Below are 23,058 nucleotides of genomic sequence, written 5' to 3' on the forward strand. Positions count from 1 at the left end.
AATAAATTTCTTAGAGCATCTATCTCTGATTCTTACGTGATAGGTGCTCTTTATGTACATATCAGGAGTATATTTAAGGAGGCTGCTATGCTTACTATTGGGTATATTGGAAATGGAAAAAGTACTAATAGATACCATCTACCGTTCGTACTGCAAAGAGAGAATATAAAGGTAAAAACCATTTATCAAAGAAATCCTAAGCATGAAAGTTGGGATAGGATTGCAGGAGTAAATTATACTTCTGATTTAGATGAACTATTAAATGACAAGGATATTCAACTCATTGTCATTTGCACAAGAACGGACAGTCATTATGAATACGCAAAATTAGTATTAAACAAAAATAAAAACTGTTTGGTTGAAAAGCCTTTTATGGAAACCTCAGAACAGGCAAAAGAAATATTTGCCATGGCAAGAGAGAAAGGGTTACTTGTTCAGGCGTATCAAAACAGACGTTTTGACAGTGATTTCTTAACTGTTCAGAAGGTCATTGAAGAAGGGAAAATAGGGGACTTGCTCGAAGTGGAAATGCATTATGACTATTATCGTCCCGAAGTACCTGAGTCTGTTCATTCTTTTGATCCCGCTCAGTCATTTTTATATGGACATGGCTGTCATACACTCGATCAGGTGATCAGTTATTTTGGCAAGCCAGATCATATACATTATGATGTAAGGCAGTTATTAGGACAAGGAAGAATGAATGATTATTTTGATTTAGATTTATATTATGGAAAGTTAAAAGTATCTGTTAAATCCAGTTATTTTAGACTTAAAGAAAGACCCAGCTTCGTCATTTATGGTAAAAAGGGAAGCTTTGTGAAAGAAACCAAAGATCGTCAGGAAGAACATTTAAAGTTATTTTACATGCCTGATAACAAGGATTTTGGTATCGATACAATACAACATTATGGTGTACTGACCTATATGGATGAAGAAGGTACAATTCACGAAGAAAAAGTGAAATCCGTAAATGGCGATTATGGGCGAGTTTACGATGATGTATATGAAGCTATCATAAATGGTAAAGATAAAACCATTACAGACGAACAGACAGTGCTGCAAATGGAAATATTAGAAACAGGGGTTAAAGACTTAAAGTGAAATTAAAGGCTGGTTCTGTTATAGGGGTTATTGATCCATGCCTATTAAGGTAAGTATTCGGTTAGTTGGAAAAAAATTTAAACGATAAATAGAACCACTTCCTATAAAATTGGGGAGTGGTTTTTTGTGTTTAAAAAATTCTATGAGTTTTTTCTCTTTAAATAGTTTATACCATTGTTGCTTATACTCTAAAAAATCGTGTAGCAGCTATAGATATTTTCACCAAACGCTGGGCATAATCTTTATGTTTCAAAATCTCTAAGGTGGATATAGTAATATACATCGTTACAAAAGGAGGTTTTTTATCGTGGAGAATCTACTGCAAAGTCAGGTTGCTTTGGTTACAGGGGCTGGCTCAGGTATAGGAAAGGCTGCAGCTTTAAAGCTTGCTCAAAATGGAGGAAAGATTGCTTTAGTAGATTTGCATAAAGAAAACGTGGAAGAAGTGAAAAACAAAATCGAAGCAATAGGAAGTGAAGCGATTATCTTGGAAGCCAACGTTTCACATCCAATGGAAGTAGAAAACTGTTACAAAAAAACCATTGATCGGTGGGGGAGACTCGATGTTGTCTTTGCTAACGCCGGAATTAATGGGGAAGTTGCACCGATAGAGGACTTAGAGCCGAAGGATTGGGACTTAACCCTTTCCAATAACTTAACGAGTACCTTTTTAACGGTAAAATATGCGATCCCGTATTTGAAGACCAATGGGGGAAGTATTATTATTACTAGTTCCATTAATGGGAACCGGATCTATAAAAATATTGGAATGTCTGCCTATAGTACATCGAAAATTGGCCAGATGGGCTTTGGGAAAATGGCAGCCCTTGAGCTTGCCAACTATGGTATTAGAGTCAACATCATCTGTCCTGGTGCAATCGAGACAAATATCAATGAGAACACTTGGAAAGAAAATGATAATTTAAAAAAGGTGGAAATCCCTATTAAATATCCAGAGGGAAACCAACCATTGGAACACAAATCAGGGAAAGCCGAACAAGTAGCCGACCTAGTATTATTCCTTGCTTCCAGCCAATCAAACCACATAACCGGAAGCGAAATCTACATTGACGGGGCGGAGTCCCTCTTATAAGCAAAACAATTCAAACATACTATAATTGGTGCCTGACACCATAAAAAGACACTACAAACAAAATGTCCACCTACAGTGGACATTTTGTTTGTGCTTATATAAATTTCTAGACGATCCTTGGCCAATCCATGTAATTTATCTTATTCCTTAGGATGGTAAGCCCAAACGGAGACGCCGCCGCCGTTAACCGGGAAAGTGGCATATCCATCTTCTTCGATTATAATTTGATCATCCCTTGAGTTCATTAGGTCCACCCATGATTCCCCAGCCCTGTCTTCACCAACGTACATTCTTTTCTCGCCATCATCTCCATTGGAGATAACGACTGCACAACCAGAGTGTTCAAGTTCTTCAACACCTAGTCGAACCCAGCCAATGGTATTTGGATGGTCAAAGTAATCGTGCTGATCTCCGTATGCTTTTTCGTAGCGGGCAAAGAGGAGGCGATCCAGGATTTCTTTTTTGCCTTCTGCTGGCTCTGGCCCCCCAATTCCGTAATAATCCCCATAGAAGACACAAGGGTTTCCCTCTTGCCTAAGGAGAATCAGGGCATAGGCACTTGGCTTGAACCAATCTTGTACCCACGATTCCAACGATTCTTGGGGCTGAGTATCATGATTATCCACGAAAGTAACAGCATTCTGAGGGTGGGAGTTCACAAGGGTGTCCTCTAAAATGCAGCTTAAATCAAACTTATTTCCTTCATTGGAGGCTTGATGCAGCTTATAATGCAAGGGGACGTCAAACAAATCGATATGATAATCAACATGGTCCAGGTATTTCTGGCATGCTTGAAGATCAGTTTTCCAGACTTCTCCGACAAAATAAAAATCATCGCCTCGGTGTTTATGCATCTCATTCACAAACTCACTAATGAAAATGTGATTAATATGCTTAATGGCATCGAGGCGATATCCATCACAATCAATGGTATCACTAAGCCATTTTCCCCAGTTTATCATTTCTTTTTTTACCTTAGGATGTTCATAGTTAATATCGGCAAGCATTAAATAGTCATAATTTCCGAATTCATCATCCACATGTTCACTCCAATCCTTGTCATCTCCAAGGATTTTAAATATTCCTGATTTCCCCGTCTTTTCATCATAATCGGTTCCGCTAAAATGCTCAAACCCCCATTCAAAGGAAGAGTATTTTCCCTTACGCTCTGGAAATGTAAATTTTGTCCAAGCTTCAATATCAAAGGGTTCAGATATTTCTTTGTTTCGGTCCTCTGGGTCCACTTCAATCACTTTAATTAATTCCGTTTCGTCAGCACCTGCTTTGTGGTTCATTACTACATCTGCATAGACTTTCAGGCCTATATTATGACAGGCAGCTATTGCTTCTAGCAGTTCCTGTTTCGTCCCATACTTTGTCCGAACGGATCCTTTTTGATTAAATTCTCCTAGATCGTATAAATCATATGGGGCATAGCCATTATCCTCAGGCGAGGTCGCTTTTGTCACTGGTGGTATCCAGATGGAGGTAATTCCTTTCTCTTTTAATTCTGGCGCCATCTCCTTCAGACGTTTCCAGTGGCCGCCATCTGGCTCTAAATGCCATTCGAAAAATTGCATAATCGTTTTGTTTCTTTCCATGTACAGGTCCTCCTCGTTTAATCAAAAGGTATATGAATACATACCCAGTTTGACACCAGAAAAATCTTGGTAAAAAAACGGCATATAGAAATCCTTCTTTTGGTGAGGATTTTATTGCTTCAAAGGGAGAACCGATATAATAGCCTTTAATATTCAATATTTCGGATAAGTAGCATACAATAGAGGTAGATGAACTAAAATGAATTTTCCTCTAACATTCCCTGAACAATTTGTTCAGGGTTTTTTGTGTTGGAAATTGGCTTAGTAGATGCTTTCCAATTTTTTGCATATTATTTCTCTCTCATTCTGGGTATAACACTATGGATATAAATGAATTCATTACTCGTATTTGGGAGGAAAAAAGATGAAATGGAAAGGGAGACGGGAAAGTTCAAACGTTGAAGACCGAAGGGGCATGGGTGGTAAGACCATGGTTGGGGGTGGGATAGGTGGAGTTATCATTGTTCTCCTATTTACCCTGCTCGGCGGAGGTAACCTAGGCGACGTTTTAAACAATATGACATCGACACCCAATTCAGCAACAAGCACTCCTTACAAAGAATCAGCTGAAGAGAAGGAGCTTACCGATTTTGTATCTGTCGTCCTTGCTGATACTGAGGATGTTTGGTCAGAGGTATTCAAAGAGAGAGGTCAGGAATATGAAAACCCTACACTCGTTTTGTATAGAGACAGTGTCCAATCAGCCTGCGGAAGCGCTAGTTCAGCGGTAGGACCGTTTTATTGTCCAGGTGACCATAAGCTTTACATCGATTTAAGTTTTTATGAAGAGTTGAAACAAAAGTTCCAGGCACCAGGCGATTTTGCGATGGCATATGTGATTGCACATGAAGTAGGTCACCATGTTCAGACCCTTTTGCATAGTGGAGAGCAGGTTCCTCGTGCTGAGAGGCAAACGAATGAGTATTCCGTTCGATTTGAATTGCAGGCTGACTATTTAGCGGGTGTTTGGGCCCACTACGCTAAAGGAAAGGGATACCTGGAACAAGGTGATCTCGAAGAGGCACTGAATGCAGCAAATGCTGTTGGGGATGACACGTTACAGAGAAGAGCACAGGGGCATGTTGTTCCTGAAAGCTTTACACATGGAACGTCAGCGCAGCGGAAACGCTGGTTTAATAAAGGGTTCCAAAATGGCACGATTGAAGGCGGAGATACCTTTAACGCGGCAAATCTATAAAAGGCTTGGAAAATTGATTCTATTTGAAATGACCTTCATAGCTTAGATGAAGGACTAATCCTTCAAAAATCCAAGAGGAAAAGTCCTTCATACCGCCGATGAAGGACTAATCTTAGAAAAATCCAAAAAGAAAAGTCCTTCATACCACCGATGAAGGACTTTTGAGCACGTTTAAGGCGGAAATCAGTCCACAAGACCGTATCCAATCCTTTAGGTAGCCTCTTCCTTAGGCTATTTGTTTTCTCTTGATAACCAATCTAGACCAAACCACACAAATAATCAGGACAAGAATCGAAATCGTAACACCTACATATGGAGCGAGAATGGGCTGGTTAAAGATATTAACCGAAACAAAATTCATAAACAAGGATTCGACCTTCATAATGTCAGTCAGTGAGAACGTTAGAAGCTTCCGAACCCAAATAATATCAATGCTTAGAATGCTCTTTGCAAGAAGCGGCACTCCAAACAAGAGGGCTGATATAAAGAAGGAAATCATCGTTGATCTTACGAGAGTAGATATTAGAACAATGACCGCAGTAAAGGCAAGGGCGGCCAGCAAATGGATACCCACTTGAATCAGATGATACTCTAAAAAGGTAAAGCTATAAGGGGAGGCAGCGTATTTAAAGGCATACTGGATAGGAAGATCCCAGCCCTTGGTCCCGTAAAGTACTGTTTTTACAATCAAATTATAGGCTTCCCAGACAAATACGACAAAAAGAGTATAAATAGCGGCAGCCACCAGCTTTGCTTTCATCGTAACCGTTCGGCCATTCTTGGTACTGAGAATATAGTTTTCCACGCCTGATACATGCTCGTTGGAGTAGATGCCTGATAATCCAAGCAGCAGGAATAATCCAGTAAAAATAAGCCCAAATACATTAACAAAATCAACCGCTTCCCTTGGGGCGGTATGATAGGAAATTTTATCAATTTCCACTTTCTCATACATATCCTTTTGAAGTGCTATTTTATTGGCAAGACCCGTATTGCCTGTTTCCTTTGCTTCGGCGATGATATTGGTAAGATCAGCTTCAAGGGTTGCATTTTTTTCTTTTATACTTTGACCGTAGGCAATTTCCTCTATTACTCCTCCTAGCGCACTTCTCCGTTCGTCCAAAACGCCTTCGGAAGCTTCTCTCTCACTTTGAAGTTCCTTATTCATTCGCTCAGCTTTGGCCACTTTACCATTGGTGACCGGTCCTTCCCAGTCCTGATAAACCTGCCTGGTAATATTGGTATCATAAACATTCGTCACTGCTATTAAGGTAAACCATCCCAGCAGGAGGATTCCTACAATATAAATGCTTTTTTGTTTGAAAATTTTCACTAATTCCCACTTTACTAGATTCATTTGCCTGCCTCCTCATCAAAATAATAAAGATACAAATCCTCTAAATTCACTGGCACATTCGCGGCATGACTGGCAGGCTTTTTGTCTGAAATTATTCGGAGTTCTACACCTTCATTAACTCTGGATATGTTTCCTACTTTATAGACTGCTTGATAAGAAGAAATATCGGATTCAGTGACAATTACGCTCCATACTTTCCGTTCAATCGCCTTCATCAGTTCTTGTGGAGTGCCTTTTTCGATTAATTTCCCATTTTTCATAATCAAAAGTTCTTTGGCGATGTATTCAATGTCGGAAACAATATGAGTGGACAAAAGGACAATCCGGTCCTTTGCCGTTTCGGACAGCAGGTTACGGAACCGAATTCTTTCCTTTGGATCCAGTCCTGCTGTCGGTTCATCGACGATTAATATTTTTGGGTCATTGAGGAGGGCTTGGGCAATGCCGACCCGCTGCTTCATCCCACCAGAAAGCTTTCCTATCTTGACCTTTCTCTTTTCGGTCAAATTAACGATCTCAAGTAATTCAGCTGTTTTTCTTTTGGCCGCGGCGATCTCGATCCCTTTTAGACTAGCGATATAGTAGAGGAATTTTTCGACAGTAAAATGCTTATAGAACCCCACATGCTGTGGTAAATAGCCAATCAGGTCACGGTATCGTTCACCCATTTGCTTAATCTCTTCGCCGTTAAAGGTGACAGTCCCAGCAGTTGGGCTTGAAACTGCTGCAAGCATGCGCATTAACGTGGTTTTGCCAGATCCATTTGCACCGAGTATGCCGTACACTCCATTAGTTAACTCTACCGTTAACGCATCGACTGCATGCTTATCCCCAAACTTTTTTGTGACATTATTGATACTGAGCATCATATGTTTTCTCTCCCCATTGTTTAAATTTAATGATTTGCCAAATCCAAACCAGAACGCCTAAGATAAGGACTCCTACAGCAACGAAATTCACCCATTCTAACGGAATTTTTCCCATGTCAACTACCTGAATCATCGAGTAACAAATAGCGAACCAGCTGGAGGTTAGAATCGCGCTTATGGTGTTCCCTTTTATGTTCATGGCCACTAGAAAGGCAACGGCTGTTACGAATACATAAGGAACTGTCCAGGAAAGCAATAGCTTCGAATAGATAATCTCCGGATACAACTGCACGCAAATGACTGAAATCACCACATTAATCAATAAATTGTAAAGACCAACGACAAGCAGTCTTGAGGTGAGGATTTGCTGCGCATTGTATTTTAACGTCATTTCCAGTTCAACCATACCAGAATTTCGGCTTTTTAAAATCTCCACCAAGCCAATGAAAAAGGGCAGGGGGGCAAGGGTAAATAGTGTGATATATGGGTCGGTGTTCAGTTGAACCAGGCTCAAAATTCCGAGCAAGAGGAACATTCCGTTTAGGATCCAAAATATCCACCCGAAAGTCAGCATTTCTTGTATACTGTTGAACATGAGGGTTTTAGCCCATTGTTTGAAAATGGATCTTCTCCTTTTTTTCACAGGTGCTTCTGTTAGAATGTATTGGATCGAAGCATCTATTTCTTCTTCGTTAGGAAAATCCACCTTATAGTCTTCTAGGTACGCCTGAATCTCTTGGTCAATTTGTGTTTCGTTCATCAGAATCACCTCTGTTTAAATAGATTCTCAGTTTTTCCAAACCTTGCTTAAGCCTGCTTTTCACCGTGGGTACACTAACATGGGTTACTTCCGCAATCTCGGCAATTTTTAACTCATTGTAAAATTTAAGCAGGATTGCCTCCCTTTGGAAGCTAGGAAGCTCTTCTAATGCCCGTTTGATTTCTTTCCGCCTCTCCTTTTTTTCAAAGATGGAGGAAATACCTTTCTCCGTGCGATTGTCCTGTTCGAGTAGTTCCGATGTATGCTGTTTATCTTTATAGGCTTTGCTCTTGAAGTAATCTTTTGCGTGATTAGAAGCAACAGTCAGCAGCCAGCTTTTGAAATCAGCCGAGGGCTGGTACTTTGTAAGATTGTTTAATAGTTTAATGAATGTTTCTTGTGTTAAGTCTTTAGCCAGCTCTTTGTCGCCGCACATTCGATAGAGAAAGCTGTAAACTAGCTTATAATAGCGGCGCACTAGAATTTCCTGGCTGGAAGAGCTGCCTTTTTTAATATCCATAATGAGCTCAAAGTCCGTCATATTCTCACCTCAATTAGTAAACGAGAACTAGTAAAAAAAAGATTTAAAATTTGTAAAAAATTTTTTCACTTCTTTAAGAATTCTAGCTTTCTTCCAAACATCCTTGAAACAATTTTGTTTGGCCGCCCGTCTAATTTTTGTGCTAGTTTGAAGATTGTGTGTCTTTTTAACAGGAATTTTCCAGAAAAAAGAGAATTACATAGAGGAATGCCATAAAAAATGGTCTTATTCACCTAAGGAGGAATTACCTTGTCTCATGATCAAATGAATCCCACGATAGAGAAAATAATTGCCAATATCGAAAAGGTGATGATTGGAAAAAGAAATGTGGCTGAATTGAGTTTAGTGGCACTACTCGCAGGCGGCCATGTGCTGCTTGAAGACGTGCCTGGCGTTGGGAAAACGATGATGGTTCGTGCTCTTGCCAAATCTGTTAATGCTCAATTCCGCAGAATTCAGTTTACTCCAGACTTGCTGCCTTCGGATGTAACAGGAGTTTCTATTTACAATCCAAAAGAGATGGAATTTCAATTTCGCCCAGGACCGCTGATGGGGAACATTATCCTTGCCGATGAAATTAACCGGACATCCCCGAAAACCCAGTCTGCTCTTTTAGAAGGAATGGAAGAAGCGAGTGTCACCATTGATGGCGTGACCCACCGATTGAGTAAGCCGTTCTTTGTTATGGCCACACAAAACCCGATCGAATATGAAGGGACATACCCGCTTCCGGAAGCACAGCTTGACCGTTTTTTATTAAAAATGAAAATGGGTTATCCCGATATTCTGGAGGAGATGGAGGTACTTAATCGAGCTCAAAAGGTACCGCCGATTGAAGAATTATCTCCTGTGGTTGACCTCGAAGGTCTGCTGGAGCTGCAAAATGAAATGAAAGATGTGTATGTAGACGATACCATTAAGCGGTATATTGTCGATATTGTTAATCGGACGAGAGGACATGGCAGTGTCTATCTGGGGGCTAGTCCACGTGGTTCGATCGCTCTGATGAAAGCTGCCCAAGCCTATGCATTTATGTATGCTCGCGATTATGTGCTCCCAGATGATATTCAATACTTAGCCCCATTCGTATTATCACACCGAATTATTTTAAAATCTGAAGCAAAATTTGAAGGCATTTCAGCTGAGGGTATTGTTAATCAAGTGGTGGCAAGGGTCCCAGTCCCAGTCCAAAGGCTTGCGAGGTAATGATGAAAAAACTATGGATTCCATTCATAAAAGTATGGAAGTTTATCCTGTTGTTTCTATTGATTGTGCTAGCTTTTTCATATGCGATGTTCCAAGGAGGATTTGTCAGCTGGTTTTTGTTTTATAGCTTCTTGCCGTTTGCGATTTACTGCGTGGCTCTTTCCATTTATTCACTAAATGAACTTGAAGTAACAAGGGTTCTTCAGAAAACGGATTACAATGCTGGAGAAACTTTAATAGTTACGGTACATGTAAAAAGGGCAAAAGCCTTCCCGCTCTTCTATTTACTTGTCGAAGACCGTTTACAAGGAACGCTGAAATTTACCCGCCAGGAAAGAAAAGCAAAGGTACTGGTCCTGCCTGGTTTGAAAAAGGAATTTTCCTATGATTATGTGATTGATGAACTGCCGCGCGGGGAGCATCAATTTGAAGCCTTCACATTAAGAATTGGTGACCCGCTCGGCTTATTTGAAAAGGAAAAAACAGTGGAGGCCCCAGGGAAAATTATTGTTTATCCCGCATATTCAGAGCTTATATACCAGCCGTTTGAAAATCAGTATGATCAAGGGTTAACTGCCTCGAGAGAACGTGTCCAACGTGATACTTCTATGGCAGTCGGGGTCAGAGATTATCAGCCGGGCGATCGTTTTTCTTGGATTAACTGGAAGGCAAGTGCGAAGCGAAATGAAATTATGACGAAGGAATTTGAGCAACGCCAATCCCATGATGTGTTTGTTGTCATGGATTGTGCTCCGGATAAACATTTCGAGCCGATCGTATCCTTTACAGCATCACTTGTGCGTGCGATTTTGAAAAAGGGGGCACAGGCGGGATTACTGACATTCAGTAAAGAGCGAGCCTCCTTTCCCATTAGCGGCGGGGAACAACACCTAAGGCGGATCTTTTATCATCTGGCAAAAATTGAATCTAATAGTATCAGGCCCTTTGAAAAGATTTTGGAGACAGAGGGGCTTTTCATCCAACAAACCGTGTCCTTTATGCTTGTTACAGCCCATTTAACAAAACCCTTGATTGAAAAGGCAAGCTTTTTAGGGCAAAAAAAAGGGACCATTACGCTGTTTCTGATCAAGGGGCAAAATGAACTGCCAACAGAAAATGAACGGTCATTACTAGGAATAGCAAATGCCAGAGGTATTCGTGTGGTCATGGTCCATGAGGGAAATCATAAAGCAGCCTTTTCGGAGGTGAGTCTACGCTAATGAGAAGAAATATTCCGTCGTTTCTTTTATATACACTTAGCTTCTTCCTCTTATGGGAGTGGTTAAGGCCAATAGGGCAATTAACAGAAACTGATAGTCTAGGAACATTTATTGTGTTTTTAATCATTTCTTTTGCGGTTTCTTTTTTGAAGATGAGAGCAATCTGGCAAATTGTCATAAAGCTAGTATTGATTTTAGGTTCGATCCATTACTTTTATTATGAAGGAAGCTTCTTTCAAATTAGCTGGCTAAAGTCATTTATCGTAACTATTGGCGGTAATATGGGGATGCTGCTAGATAGGCAGTGGAATGACTTAACCAATGAATTCCGTACACTGTTGTTTTTCATTCTGTTGTGGTTAATGGTGTATTTAGTTGAGTATTGGCTATTAAAACGGCAGCGAATATTTACCTTTTTCTTTATGACCTTGGTGTATATAACCGTTTTAGATACATTTACGCCCTATAGTGCCAAAACAGCCATTGTTCGCACGGTGATAACGGGCTTTGCGGTCATGGGTATGCTGACTTTTTATCGGATTATTCAGAAGGAAAAGGTGGATTATGATTCATCCTTTCTACGAAAATGGATGGTGCCCCTGACGGTGATGATTGTTATTAGTGTATTGGTGGGATTGGCGGCACCAAAAGCAGCGCCGATTTGGCCGGACCCTGTCCCATATTTTACAGCTAATAATGACCGGAGTGACACTGGTATTAAAGCTGGTCCGCATCGAATTGGATATGGAACCAATGATAGTGCATTAGGTGGTCCGTTTATGGCGGATGACCAATCCGTCTTTGTCTACGAAGGGAATGGCAAGAATTATTGGAAGATGGAAACAAAGGATATGTACACGGGAAAGGGATGGATTACTTCAGAAACAACACCCATTCCATTTAAACAAGACGACCTAGTTCCCCTTCATTCGATTCCTGATGGAGTGGAGGTTATTAAGGAATCAGCTCGTGTAATGGTGAATGGCAGTTATGATTATAACTTTCTCATGTATCCTGCCGGTATTAAAAGAATTGTAAAGATTCTTCCTTTTAACCAGCCAAACAACCAATTTATGATGGATACCCCGATTGAGCGGATCAGTTATTACGATAGCAATCAAAAACCAACCGTGCCTAGAGCCTTTACAGTTGATTTTGAGATTCCAAAATATAAAGCAACTGATTTAATGGTTACAACCAGCCTTCCTCCAGACATGAATAAAGAATTTTATCAGAAATATACCTTACTGCCTGAGAAGTTACCGCCCCGGGTAAAAGAACTAGCGGAAAAAATTACAGCAGGGAAGACAAACTGGTTTGATAAGGCGAGAGCCGTTGAAAGATATTTTGGGAATTCCGGTTTTACGTATGATCAAAAAAATGTAGCAGTACCTGGGGAAAACGATGATTATGTTGATCAATTTTTATTTGAGACGATGCGCGGCTATTGTGATAATTTTTCCACGTCCATGGCGGTCATGCTTAGAACGCTTGGCATTCCGACCCGCTGGGTAAAGGGATACACAGGCGGAGATTTTCAAGAATATAGTCCGGATGATTCATCCAAACAGTACTATGAGGTAACCAATAATAATGCCCACTCGTGGGTAGAAGTCTATTTCCCTAATCAAGGCTGGATCCCGTTTGAACCGACAAAGGGCTTTACGAATGAAATCTCGATTAATTACGATATAAAAGGAGGAACTTCGTCAAGTAATCAACAAACACTCGCGCCATCAGTTAAAAAACCACAGCAAGAAGAGAAACAGGAAGATGTCCAAACATCAGAATCAAAAAATTCTTTTGATTTAAAAACCATCTGGAAGAGCATGAAAGACAATTGGAGCATCATCCTGCTCATTGTGGTCCTCTTGGCCGGGTTCGTTGCGCTGATTTATCGGCTGCGTGGAAAATGGTCACCCTATGTGATTCTGCTGCTTTATAAGTTTAAAAAGAAGGATGAAAATATTAGTTCGGCCTATTTAGTATTATTGAGACAATTCGAACGGTACGGTCTAACAAGGAAGGAGAATCAAACCCTTCGCCACTATGCCCGTTATATTGACACTTTCTTTTCAACTCGGGAAATGACACAGTTAACTTATTTGTATGAACAATATCTCTATCATCAAAGTCTCCCTGAGGGAACTTGGAAAGAGTCCCGGGAATTGTGGGAAAATTTAATTAAAAAGACAATCGCTTGACCAGAAAAACATCCTATTGATACAATATGAACAAATTGAATGCAAAGTGTTAGCTAATCACAACGCATTTTGTGTATATAGGGTACGTTTCCTTCATATATCCTCGAAAATAAGGTTCGAGAGTCTCTACCGGGTCGCCGTAAAAGGCCTGACTATGAAGGCAGAATTTTTTTCTAAATGTATATTTGCGAGATAACTAGAATTCTGCCTTCCTGATATTTTGGGGGGAGAGTTCTAGTTTTTTTATTTTTATTTTGGTAAATGCTAGTTATAACTTTAGAAAATTGGGGTGGCTGCTTTGACAGAGAATCATGATATGGTGATTGTTTTAGATTTTGGAAGTCAATATAATCAGCTGATTACACGAAGAATTCGTGAATTCGGCGTTTACAGTGAACTACATCCGCATACGATTACAGCAGAGGAAATCCGTAAGTTGAATCCAAAAGGGATTATTTTTTCCGGAGGACCTAACAGTGTTTATGATGAAAATTCCTTCCGTTGTGATGAAGCTATTTTCGAAATGGGCCTGCCAATTTTAGGGATTTGTTATGGCATGCAGCTCATGACCGTTCATTTTAATGGAAAGGTAGAAAAGGCAAAAGAGCGTGAGTATGGCAAGGCAACCATGACCATTGAGCATTCATCTGCATTATTTACCGGACTTCCAAATGAGCAAACGGTCTGGATGAGCCATGGCGACCTAGTGATGGAAGCACCAGCAGGGTTTACCATTGATGGGACGAACCCACATTGTCCAATTGCTGCAATGAGCGATGAAGCAAGGAAGCTTTATGCAGTACAGTTCCACCCTGAAGTCCGTCATTCTGTATACGGAAATGAGCTTTTGAAGAATTTTGTGTTTGAAGTTTGTAACTGCAGCGGCGACTGGTCGATGGGCAACTTCATTGAAGTGGAAATGGCAAAGATTCGTGAAACAGTGGGTGACAAAAAGGTCCTTTGTGCCTTGAGCGGCGGGGTTGACTCCTCGGTTGTAGCTGTATTAATCCACAAAGCGATCGGGGATCAATTAACCTGCATCTTTGTTGATCATGGTTTGCTAAGAAAAAATGAAGCGGAAAGTGTCATGCGGACTTTTGCAGAAGGCTTTCATATGAACGTCATCAAGGTGGATGCGAAGGAGCGGTTCTTATCAAAGCTTGAGGGCGTTTCAGATCCAGAGAAAAAGCGGAAAATTATTGGCAATGAGTTTATTTATGTGTTTGACGATGAAGCGACCAAACTCGAGGGCATTGAGTTCTTGGCCCAAGGAACGCTTTATACCGATATTATTGAAAGCGGCACAGCAACCGCCCAAACGATTAAATCCCACCATAATGTTGGCGGGCTTCCGGAAGATATGCAATTTAAGTTGATTGAGCCGTTAAATACGCTTTTTAAAGATGAAGTCCGCGCACTTGGTACGGAACTTGGTATTCCAGATGAAATTGTCTGGAGACAGCCATTCCCAGGACCAGGTCTAGGTATCCGCGTGCTCGGTGCACTTTCAGAAGATAAATTAGAAATTGTCCGTGAGTCCGATTGGATTTTACGAGAGGAAATTAAAAAGGCCGGGCTTGATCGTGAAATCTGGCAATACTTTACGGTTCTGCCGGATATTCGCAGCGTCGGTGTTATGGGTGATGCCAGAACATACGATTATACGATTGGTATTCGAGCAGTCACGTCCATTGATGGGATGACCTCTGATTGGGCACGAATACCGTGGGATGTACTAGAAGTCATCTCCACCAGAATTGTGAACGAGGTAGCCCATGTCAATCGGGTTGTCTATGATATTACCAGCAAGCCGCCAGCAACGATCGAGTGGGAATAATTTATAAAATACGAACGATGTTAAAATTTACTACGACATCGTTCGTATTTTTTATTTACAAGGTTCAAATTACCTGTTAAAATGTAAAAGTACTGATAAGAACTTAATAAATTGCATCGTATAATGTTGGGAATATGGCCCAAAAGTTTCTACCGAGCCACCGTAAATGGCTTGACTACGAGGCAGTGTTTGAAATAAAGAGGCATTTCCTCTATTTATTTTTGCACATGCCTAAAGTCAGACGCTCCGGTAGAAGATACCGGAGCGTTTTTTGTGTAATAAAGAGAGATCTATAGGGGGAATAGAAATGCAGAAGTATTTTGAGTTTGAAAAATACGGTACAAGTTATCGCCGCGAAACTATTGGAGGAATCACGACTTTCTTGGCTATGGCCTATATCCTAGTCGTGAACCCGTTAACCTTATCACTTGCTTCAGTCAAGGATTTACCCGATGCTTTACGAATGGATTATGGTGCAGTGTTTGTCGCCACAGCTCTTGCGTCGGCCCTTGGTTCGATTATCATGGGACTTATCGGTAAGTATCCACTTGCCTTAGCACCAGGAATGGGCTTAAATGCTTTCTTTGCTTACACGGTCGTTTTAGGCAGTGGAATTCCTTGGCAGCATGCATTAGGGGCTGTATTGATATCCGGAATTGTTTTCTTTTTACTAACCTTAACAGGTCTTCGCGAGAAACTCATCAATGCGATTCCCATTGATTTAAAGCATGCCGTTGGTGCAGGAATTGGTTTGTTTGTTACTTTTGTTGGTTTACAAAGTTCACAACTGATTGTCAACAATGATGCAACGCTTGTTGGATTAGGCGACTTAACAGCTCCTGGACCATTACTAACGGTCTTCGGGATTGTCATCTCTGTCATCATGATGACAAAAGGAATTAAGGGTGCAGTTTTTTATGGCATGATCATTACGGCCATTGTTGGTATGATTTTTGGAGAAATTAAAGTGCCTCACCAAATCATTGGTAAAGTACCAAGTATAGAGCCAACCTTTGGCGCTGCCTTTTCATCATTTGGAGACAGTTCGTTTTACACGACTGCGATGCTTGGCGTTATTTTAACGTTCTTGTTTGTTGATTTCTTTGACAATGCCGGTACACTTGTTGCGGTTGCAAATCAAGCTGGTCTTATGAAAGACAATAAGCTTCCACGTGCAGGAAGAGCATTAATTTCCGATTCGATTGCTTCAAGTGTTGGTGCGATTCTTGGTACATCAACGACTACGTCGTTTGTCGAGTCAACTGCAGGGGTTGCATCAGGTGCTAGAACAGGGTTTGCTTCATTAGTAACAGCAGCATTATTCCTTTTATCGATCTTTTTCTTTCCATTATTATCTGTCATTACCTCAGCTGTTACAGCACCAGCCTTAATTATCGTCGGGGTCTTAATGGTCTCTTCATTAGGAAAAATTAATTGGAAACAGTTTGAAATTGCTGTACCGGCATTCTTAACCATGGTAACGATGCCGCTGACTTACAGTATTGCAACCGGTATTGCGGTTGGGTTTATCTTCTATCCAATCACCATGCTTGTAAAAGGCCGCACAAAAGAGATTCATCCAGTGATGTACTTCTTCTTTGTGATCTTTGTTCTATACTTTATCTTCTTAAAATAAGGTTTCATGATGGTAGCGGGGGCTGTGTTATTCACAGTCCCTTTTTTTACGTCTGAGATTAGTTCAACACATGGATTTGCCAGGCGATTATCAGCATATGTATATTTGGTAAAATTATCATAATTTTGATACTTTTTCTAAAAATACATTGTATGATAGGAAGTGAAAAGAAATAGGTAAAAAGGAGTGGTTACCAATGAATATGTTAACCGTCCAGAATCTGCGAAAGAGTTTTGGGAAATTTGAGGCAGTAAAGGGGGTTAGTTTTGAAGTCGAAAAAGGAGAATCTTATGGATTACTGGGTCCAAATGGCGCGGGAAAATCAACAACCATTAATATGATAACAGGATTGTTTCCTCCAACATCGGGTGACATTCATATTAAGGAGATTAACGTCAGTAAGCAGCAAAAGGAAGCTCAAAAGTGGATTGGGGTAGTCCCGCAGGAGATTGCTCTTTACCAGTCGATGTCAGCACGGGAAAATTTAAAGTTTTGGGGAAGAATGTATGACTTACATGGCAGCACCCTTGAGAAGAACGTTGATGAGGTGCTTGAAATCATTGGTTTAACCGAACGAGCTAAGGATAAGGTCGAAACCTTTTCGGGTGGAATGAAACGACGTGTGAATATTGGGGCAGCCATCCTACATAAACCGGAATTGCTGATTATGGATGAACCAACCGTTGGAATTGACCCTCAATCCAGAAATCATATTTTAGAGACAGTAAAGCAGCTGAACGCCGAAGGAATGACTATCATTTATACTAGTCATTATATGGAGGAGGTTGAGTACCTCTGTGAACGAATTGGAATTGTCGATCATGGCCAACTGATTGCCTCCGGCACATTGAGTGAGCTGAGGGAAACCATCGGCGACCATTCGAAAATCATTTTAACCATTGAAAAAGAAAGCGCGAATAGAGAGAAAATTAGGCAGGAATTAACCAATCTTGTACCTGAAAAGGATATTCAAGTCGAAAATTCCCAAGTGTTGGTCTTTCATAAAGAACCGCAAATCATATTAAGTGATTTCATTCAGTTGGTAACGAAAACGGGCACAAAAATTACCTCTGTGGATATTGTTGAACCGAACCTCGAAAGTGTCTTTTTACATCTGACTGGAAGAAACTTAAGAGATTAGAGGGTGGAAAAGATGAAATTTTGGTGGCTGGCTTGGAAGGATCTTTTACTCGTGGTACGTGATAAAAAGGCCTTTTTAATGTTAATTATAATGCCGCTTTTGTTAATTGCCATTTTAGGCTCTGCCTTTGGAAACATGATGAAAGAAGATGAAGATTTTGCGATTAAAAAGTTTACCTTAGGTGTAGTTAATTTAGATCAAGGACAGCTTAGCAAAGTCTTAACAGACGAAGTTCTCTCCAAAAGCTTGTCTAAGCAAATTAAAGTCAAACACTATCAAGAAGATGAACTGTATCAAAAGATAAAAGACCACAAATTATCCGTTGGCATAGTAATCGAAAAGGATTTTACCCAATCCCTAATGACTGGAAACGGAACAAAAGTAAAATTAATTTCGGTGCCTGACACCGTTATTAAGGCAACCATTGTTCAAAGTGTGATCGAGCAGTTTTCTCGGTCCCTTCCGATTGAAGCAGCCGTTTCGCAGTTGGCGCAGCCTGTTAATGCTGGAGGTCAAAGTGCCATTGTCCAGGAAGGCTATGGAAATAAACCACTCATAAGAGAAACGACAATCGACGCAAAGACCAAACCAGTTAGTTCATTTCAATATTATGCGGCTGCGATGGGCGTCATGTTTTTACTCATGACGGTCGTCCAAGGTGTTTCTACGATGATTCTCGAGAAAGAACAAGATGTGTTTAACCGATTACTCCTTACAAATTTAACTTACCCCAATTATTTACTTGGAAAAATGCTAGGGTTAATTATTATTTGTTTAACCCAAGCTTGTATCATTATAATCGGCACCAATTTGATTTTTGGTGTTGATTGGGGTGCTTCTATTCCAGGTATTATGCTATTGACAGTTGCGTTTGTTGTGAACGCTAGCGGGCTTGGTGTGTTAGCCGGTTCCTTCATCAAAACAGAAAAGGCATTTAGTGTTGCGGGGAGTTTTGGTACACAAATCATGTCCGCTTTGGGCGGAAGCATGGTGCCGTTGTATATTTTTCCTGACTGGGTCATTGCTGCCACAAAGCTATTGCCTAATGGACTTGCCTTACAAACTTATATAAAACTGATGACTGGTGCTGCAGTATCTGATATATTGCCTGCAATTGCAGGATCGCTTGGGTTAGGTATGGTCTTTTTTCTTATCGGCCTATTTCGTCTTTCATTGGAAAGGGGGCGGAAATATGCGTAAAATCTGGACAATTGTTTCGCTGCGATTAAAGGAGTTTTTTAAATCTCCTGGTGTATGGGTACTGATGTTTATCATGCCGGCGCTGTTTAGCTGGATTTTCGGCGGGATGGCTGCAAACTCCGAACAAACAAAACCATTGGTTAACGTTGTTTCCGGTAACTCTAATGAAAACAGGGAGATTTTAAATCTTTTAAAAAAGGATGACCATTTTGACTGGAAAAAGACATCGCGGCATCAGGCTGAAAGTAATGTTTCTGAGGAGGATGCAGTTGCTGCAATCGTTATACCTGAAAACTTAGGTCAAAGAATCCAAGCTAAAGAACCTTTATTTGATGTGATTGTTCAACGAAAAACAGAAGATTATATCGCGCTATCTGCTCAATTAGAAGGGACCTCGGGGTTAGTCTTGCGGGCCTATCAGGCTGCTGCCAATATTGACGAGGAGGCATTTCCTAAGGTGATAGAAGCGATGACCAACCAAAAAGGCATAGAGATTGAAAAGCAGATGATCCAAAAGGATTCGAATAACTCAGCGGAAATTAATCTTATGTTTGTTGGTTTTGCCATTATGTTTATGATGTTTGGTCTTTCCGGTGCCGCTTCTATGATTCTGGATGAACGGTTAGGTGGTACTTGGGGAAGGTTAATGGTTTCCCCCGTAAGTAAATTGCAAATCATTTTAGGGTATTTGCTTGCTTATTTTTTCATGGGGTGGATTCAACTAGCCGTTCTGATGACAACGATGAACTTACTGTTTCAGACTAGCTGGGGAAAATTAACCTATATCATTCCTTTTGCATCATTGGTTATTTTATGTATTGTTGGCTTTGGTCTAATGATTGCTGGTCTCGTCAAAACTAAGCAGCAAGCAACTGCAATAGGCACTGTCCTCATTGTAAGCACTTGTATGCTCGGCGGTGTTTATTGGCCAATCGATGTGGTCCCAGATCTTATGCAGAAAATCGCATTAGCTGTACCGCAATTTTGGGCAATGGCAGGATTTAAAGAAATTATTAGCGGGAGCCTGCACGCTGGATCATTAATGAAAGATTCTGCTGCGTTGCTGGCATTTACCATCCTGTTCTTTGTCATAGGATTAAGAAGGATGAAATTTGAATAAATTTCCTTGAAATGTAAAAAATTTGTCGGATAAAGTCGTTGACTTCCTCTTTCCCCTCTTATAACATGAAATACATATGTGGGCATGAGGAAATGGGGGAAAGGTTTGGCAAACTTACAAATTGATAAAGTGTTAAATAATAATGTCCTAATCGCTAAACACCCTTCCTATGAAGAAGTCGTTTTAATTGGTAAAGGCATTGGATTCAATCAGAAACCAGGAGACTATATCGATACAGATGCAGTCGAAAAGCTCTTCGTTCTAAAAAATGAAAAAAACCAAGAAAACTATATCAAACTGCTTCCGTTTATCGATAATGACTTTTTAGAAGTGATTATTTCTGCAATCGCTTTAATTAAACAACGTACCCATTCTGAATTAAATGAACATATTCATGTGGGATTAACAGACCATCTAATGTTTGCTCTCAACAGAGCGTCGCAAGGAGTGGAAACGAGAAATCCGTTTTTAATTGAAACAAAAGCACTTTATCGATACGAGTTTGAGATAGCGGCAGAAGTCGTACACCATATTTCAGAAAAGACGGGCATAAATCTTCCTATAGACGAGATAGGCTTTATTGCTCTGCACATCCACAGTGCAATTACAAATAAAAAACTTTCAGATGTCAATCAACACTCCCAGCTTGTTACGAGACTAGTTGAAATGGTGGAGAAGCAGTTTGAAATCCAGATTGATAAAGACAGCATCGATTACGTGAGGCTTGTCCGTCATCTCCACTTTGCGATTGATCGCGTCATGAAGGATGAAAAAGTCGAAGAACCAGATAAAATTGCTGCCCTATTTAAAGATGAATATCCAATGTGCTATAATCTCGCTTGGAAGCTCATCAAAGTAATGCAACAAACATTAAAAAAGACAGTTTATGATGCAGAAGCAGTGTATTTAACCATGCATTTGCAGAGACTTCAAAACAAATTTAAATAGCATTGATTTTTTACGTGTTACTGATTCGGTCAGGCATGAGTAAAAAGTGATTGGAATGAGGGTTTCTGGGTAGTTTATACCCATAACTTCATTTAATTTTCTTTTTACTCCTGCCTTTTTTAATGGATTTTTTCACAATATGAAAACGTTTTGGGCTAAAATAGAAAATTTAGGAGAACTGATATGTTTAAAAACGCATTTGGCGTCTTACAAAAAATCGGTAAAGCATTAATGCTGCCCGTAGCTCTTTTACCAGCAGCGGGTTTGCTGTTGGGAATTGGTAATGCCTTGCAGCAGCCAACAACGCTTGATTATTTGCCATTCTTAAATGCAGACTGGATTCAGCTGATTGCAAATGTAATGGAGGATGCTGGCAGTATTATCTTTGGAAACTTAGCTCTTATTTTTGCTGCGGGTGTTGCTATTGGTTTAGCAGGAGATGGCGCTGCTGCTCTTGCTGCGATTGTAGGTTACCTTGTCCTAAATCAGGTTATGAGTACATGGGCTGGTGTTACAGCTGATATGGTTGCTAGAGATCCGGGTTACGCAACTGTATTGGGTATCCCTACGCTGCAAACAGGGGTGTTTGGCGGGATTATAACTGGTTTAATTGCTGCGTATTGCTATAATCGTTTCCACAAAATAGAGATGCCATCTTTTTTAGGATTTTTTGCAGGAAAACGTTTTGTTCCGATTATGACGGCAGTAGTTTCGTTACTCGCAGGTCTCTTGTTATTGATTATTTGGCCGCCCATTCAGCATGGAATGAATAGTGCTTCTAACTGGCTGTTAGGCAGCGGAACCTATATAGCAGTTTTCTTCTTTGGATTCATTAAACGACTGCTAATACCTTTTGGTTTGCATCATATTTTCTATGCACCGTTCTGGTATGAGTTCGGTTCTTATAAGACGGCTGCCGGCAATATCGTCCATGGCGATATGACCATTTTCTTTGCACAATTAAAAGATAATGTAAAACTCACTGCTGGTTATTTTATGCAGGGAGAATTCCCAATTATGATGTTTGGTTTACCAGCTGCTGCACTGGCTATGTATCATACAGCAAAACCTGAAAAGAAAAAGCTAGTAGCAGGTTTACTTGGCTCTGCTGCATTAACCTCATTTTTAACAGGGATAACAGAACCACTTGAATTTTCATTCCTATTTGTATCGCCGTTGCTATTTTTTGTCCACGCTGTATTGGATGGACTTTCATTTGTATTAATGGCGATGTTTAAGGTTCACTTGGGCTACACATTCTCCGGCGGAGCGATTGACTTTGTCTTATTTGGAATCCTTCCAGGGAAAGAGCGTTGGTGGATTGCCATTCTGCTTGGATTGATTTTTGCAGGTATTTATTACTTTATTTTCGTATTTGTGATTAAAAAGTTTAACTTAAAGACTCCAGGCAGAGAAGATGAAGAAACGGCTATTGTTGAAAAAGATGTAACCGGACAAGCTGGCGACCTCGCTTATAATATTCTGGATGCAATGGGTGGACAGCAAAATATTGCTGATCTAGATGCTTGTATTACACGATTGCGTGTTTCAGTAAATGATAGTAAAGACGTTGATAAAAATGAATTAAAAAGACTTGGTGCAACGGGAATAGTTGAAGTGGGTAACAATATTCAAGCAATCTTTGGTCCCCGCTCTGAAATAATTAAAGGTCAAATGCAGGATATTATGTTAGGAAAACGGCCTAGTGCAGCTTTTTATCAAACAACAGCAGCAACTGAGCAATCAAATCCAGATATGCTACAAACTGAACGTGAAAATGAGGTGTTCGCATCACCGCTTAAAGGGGAATTGAAGTCTATTACGGAAGTACCCGATCAGGTATTTGCAGGAAAATTGATGGGTGATGGATTTGCGATTGTACCGGAAGAAGGACTAGTGGTTTCGCCTGTTAACGGAAAAGTTGTTAACCTATTCCCAACTAAACATGCAATCTGCATATTATCCGATATGGGTCGAGAAATAGTTATCCATGTAGGGATCGACACCGTTAACTTAAAAGGAC

At 40.4% G+C, this 23,058-nt stretch carries 18 protein-coding genes and 2 riboswitches (1 of these 20 only partly in view); of the genes, 13 read left to right on the plus strand and 5 right to left on the minus strand.

Annotated features, from left to right (window positions below; translation table 11 throughout):
• Positions 1-87 precede the first annotated feature (87 nt).
• Both AC4E8C_RS01765 and AC4E8C_RS01770 read left to right on the plus strand, forming a co-directional pair.
• On the plus strand, positions 88-1,104 hold the full coding sequence (locus AC4E8C_RS01765; protein WP_490209782.1) for an oxidoreductase: 1,017 nt from the start codon (positions 88-90) through the stop codon (positions 1,102-1,104).
• 307 nt (positions 1,105-1,411) lie between these two features.
• Positions 1,412-2,197, plus strand: a complete 786-nt coding sequence (locus AC4E8C_RS01770) for an SDR family oxidoreductase (protein WP_490209784.1) — start codon at positions 1,412-1,414, stop codon at positions 2,195-2,197.
• A gap of 140 nt (positions 2,198-2,337) precedes the next feature.
• Here the strand turns inward: AC4E8C_RS01770 and AC4E8C_RS01775 are convergent, their stop codons facing one another.
• Entirely contained in the window at positions 2,338-3,798 is a 1,461-nt protein-coding gene (locus AC4E8C_RS01775; protein ID WP_490209786.1) for an alpha-amylase, read from the minus strand.
• 364 nt (positions 3,799-4,162) lie between these two features.
• On the opposite strand from AC4E8C_RS01775, the gene ypfJ reads away from it, so the two are divergent.
• On the plus strand, positions 4,163-4,996 hold the full coding sequence (ypfJ, locus tag AC4E8C_RS01780; RefSeq protein ID WP_490209787.1) for a KPN_02809 family neutral zinc metallopeptidase: 834 nt from the start codon (positions 4,163-4,165) through the stop codon (positions 4,994-4,996).
• Between the two features lie 226 nt (positions 4,997-5,222).
• Here the strand turns inward: ypfJ and AC4E8C_RS01785 are convergent, their stop codons facing one another.
• From AC4E8C_RS01785 to AC4E8C_RS01800, 4 genes are read right to left on the minus strand one after another with little or no spacing between them, the layout of a single operon-like run.
• Entirely contained in the window at positions 5,223-6,353 is a 1,131-nt protein-coding gene (locus AC4E8C_RS01785) for a hypothetical protein (RefSeq protein WP_490209789.1), read from the minus strand.
• Entirely contained in the window at positions 6,350-7,222 is an 873-nt protein-coding gene (locus AC4E8C_RS01790; protein ID WP_490209791.1) for an ABC transporter ATP-binding protein, read from the minus strand. Before AC4E8C_RS01790 ends, AC4E8C_RS01785 begins: the two co-directional genes overlap by 4 nt.
• Positions 7,203-7,982: a hypothetical protein gene (locus AC4E8C_RS01795; RefSeq protein ID WP_490209793.1), complete on the minus strand. Its 780-nt coding sequence runs from the start codon at positions 7,980-7,982 to the stop codon at positions 7,203-7,205. The genes AC4E8C_RS01790 and AC4E8C_RS01795 overlap by 20 nt, the downstream gene beginning before the upstream one ends.
• A complete protein-coding gene (locus AC4E8C_RS01800) occupies positions 7,963-8,523 on the minus strand; it encodes an RNA polymerase sigma factor (RefSeq protein ID WP_490209794.1) in 561 nt (186 codons plus the stop codon). Before AC4E8C_RS01800 ends, AC4E8C_RS01795 begins: the two co-directional genes overlap by 20 nt.
• 264 nt (positions 8,524-8,787) lie before the next feature.
• Here AC4E8C_RS01800 and AC4E8C_RS01805 point away from each other — a divergent pair, with 264 nt between their 5' ends.
• The 10 genes from AC4E8C_RS01805 to ptsG all read left to right on the plus strand — a co-directional run.
• A complete protein-coding gene (locus AC4E8C_RS01805; protein ID WP_490212433.1) occupies positions 8,788-9,729 on the plus strand; it encodes an AAA family ATPase in 942 nt (313 codons plus the stop codon).
• Positions 9,729-10,949: a DUF58 domain-containing protein gene (locus AC4E8C_RS01810; protein WP_490209796.1), complete on the plus strand. Its 1,221-nt coding sequence runs from the start codon at positions 9,729-9,731 to the stop codon at positions 10,947-10,949. The genes AC4E8C_RS01805 and AC4E8C_RS01810 overlap by 1 nt, the downstream gene beginning before the upstream one ends.
• Positions 10,949-13,153, plus strand: a complete 2,205-nt coding sequence (locus tag AC4E8C_RS01815; RefSeq protein ID WP_490209797.1) for a transglutaminase TgpA family protein — start codon at positions 10,949-10,951, stop codon at positions 13,151-13,153. Before AC4E8C_RS01810 ends, AC4E8C_RS01815 begins: the two co-directional genes overlap by 1 nt.
• Before the next feature lie 73 nt (positions 13,154-13,226).
• Positions 13,227-13,328, plus strand: a riboswitch (purine riboswitch).
• 141 nt (positions 13,329-13,469) lie between these two features.
• Complete coding sequence (guaA, locus tag AC4E8C_RS01820) at positions 13,470-14,990, plus strand: glutamine-hydrolyzing GMP synthase (RefSeq protein ID WP_490212434.1); 1,521 nt, start codon at positions 13,470-13,472, stop codon at positions 14,988-14,990.
• 96 nt (positions 14,991-15,086) lie between these two features.
• Positions 15,087-15,188: riboswitch (purine riboswitch) on the plus strand.
• Positions 15,189-15,297: 109 nt separating this feature from the next.
• Complete coding sequence (locus tag AC4E8C_RS01825; RefSeq protein WP_490209799.1) at positions 15,298-16,626, plus strand: NCS2 family permease; 1,329 nt, start codon at positions 15,298-15,300, stop codon at positions 16,624-16,626.
• 202 nt (positions 16,627-16,828) lie between these two features.
• Complete coding sequence (locus tag AC4E8C_RS01830) at positions 16,829-17,767, plus strand: ABC transporter ATP-binding protein (protein WP_490212435.1); 939 nt, start codon at positions 16,829-16,831, stop codon at positions 17,765-17,767.
• A 12-nt stretch (positions 17,768-17,779) separates the two neighbouring features.
• Complete coding sequence (locus AC4E8C_RS01835; protein WP_490209800.1) at positions 17,780-18,967, plus strand: ABC transporter permease; 1,188 nt, start codon at positions 17,780-17,782, stop codon at positions 18,965-18,967.
• The gene (locus AC4E8C_RS01840) at positions 18,960-20,087 is read left to right on the plus strand and encodes an ABC transporter permease (protein ID WP_490209801.1); all 1,128 of its coding nucleotides are present in this window, start codon (positions 18,960-18,962) and stop codon (positions 20,085-20,087) included. Before AC4E8C_RS01835 ends, AC4E8C_RS01840 begins: the two co-directional genes overlap by 8 nt.
• Positions 20,088-20,192: 105 nt before the next feature.
• Positions 20,193-21,035 (plus strand): glucose PTS transporter transcription antiterminator GlcT, encoded by an 843-nt coding sequence (gene glcT, locus AC4E8C_RS01845; protein WP_490209802.1) that lies wholly within the window; start codon positions 20,193-20,195, stop codon positions 21,033-21,035.
• A gap of 183 nt (positions 21,036-21,218) precedes the next feature.
• Positions 21,219-23,058 carry the 5' portion of a glucose-specific PTS transporter subunit IIBC gene (gene ptsG, locus AC4E8C_RS01850; RefSeq protein WP_490209804.1) on the plus strand. Its footprint extends 206 nt past the window's final position, so 1,840 of the gene's 2,046 nt are visible here — the first part of the coding sequence; it begins with the start codon at positions 21,219-21,221; its stop codon lies off the right edge, out of view.

It is taken from the genome of Neobacillus sp. SRL179, assembly GCF_984799095.1.

Bases quoted from the DNA above. Each gene is read 5' to 3' on its own strand.
- AC4E8C_RS01765 (WP_490209782.1), top strand. From the start codon at position 88: ATGCTTACTATTGGGTATATTGGAAATGGAAAAAGTACTAATAGATAC.
- AC4E8C_RS01775 (WP_490209786.1), bottom strand. From the start codon at position 3,798: ATGGAAAGAAACAAAACGATTATGCAATTTTTCGAATGGCATTTAGAG.
- ypfJ (WP_490209787.1), top strand. From the start codon at position 4,163: ATGAAATGGAAAGGGAGACGGGAAAGTTCAAACGTTGAAGACCGAAGG.
- AC4E8C_RS01785 (WP_490209789.1), bottom strand. From the start codon at position 6,353: ATGAATCTAGTAAAGTGGGAATTAGTGAAAATTTTCAAACAAAAAAGC.
- AC4E8C_RS01790 (WP_490209791.1), bottom strand. From the start codon at position 7,222: ATGATGCTCAGTATCAATAATGTCACAAAAAAGTTTGGGGATAAGCAT.
- AC4E8C_RS01795 (WP_490209793.1), bottom strand. From the start codon at position 7,982: ATGAACGAAACACAAATTGACCAAGAGATTCAGGCGTACCTAGAAGAC.
- AC4E8C_RS01800 (WP_490209794.1), bottom strand. From the start codon at position 8,523: ATGACGGACTTTGAGCTCATTATGGATATTAAAAAAGGCAGCTCTTCC.
- AC4E8C_RS01805 (WP_490212433.1), top strand. From the start codon at position 8,788: ATGAATCCCACGATAGAGAAAATAATTGCCAATATCGAAAAGGTGATG.
- AC4E8C_RS01810 (WP_490209796.1), top strand. From the start codon at position 9,729: ATGATGAAAAAACTATGGATTCCATTCATAAAAGTATGGAAGTTTATC.
- AC4E8C_RS01815 (WP_490209797.1), top strand. From the start codon at position 10,949: ATGAGAAGAAATATTCCGTCGTTTCTTTTATATACACTTAGCTTCTTC.
- guaA (WP_490212434.1), top strand. From the start codon at position 13,470: ATGGTGATTGTTTTAGATTTTGGAAGTCAATATAATCAGCTGATTACA.
- AC4E8C_RS01825 (WP_490209799.1), top strand. From the start codon at position 15,298: ATGCAGAAGTATTTTGAGTTTGAAAAATACGGTACAAGTTATCGCCGC.
- AC4E8C_RS01830 (WP_490212435.1), top strand. From the start codon at position 16,829: ATGTTAACCGTCCAGAATCTGCGAAAGAGTTTTGGGAAATTTGAGGCA.
- AC4E8C_RS01835 (WP_490209800.1), top strand. From the start codon at position 17,780: ATGAAATTTTGGTGGCTGGCTTGGAAGGATCTTTTACTCGTGGTACGT.
- AC4E8C_RS01840 (WP_490209801.1), top strand. From the start codon at position 18,960: ATGCGTAAAATCTGGACAATTGTTTCGCTGCGATTAAAGGAGTTTTTT.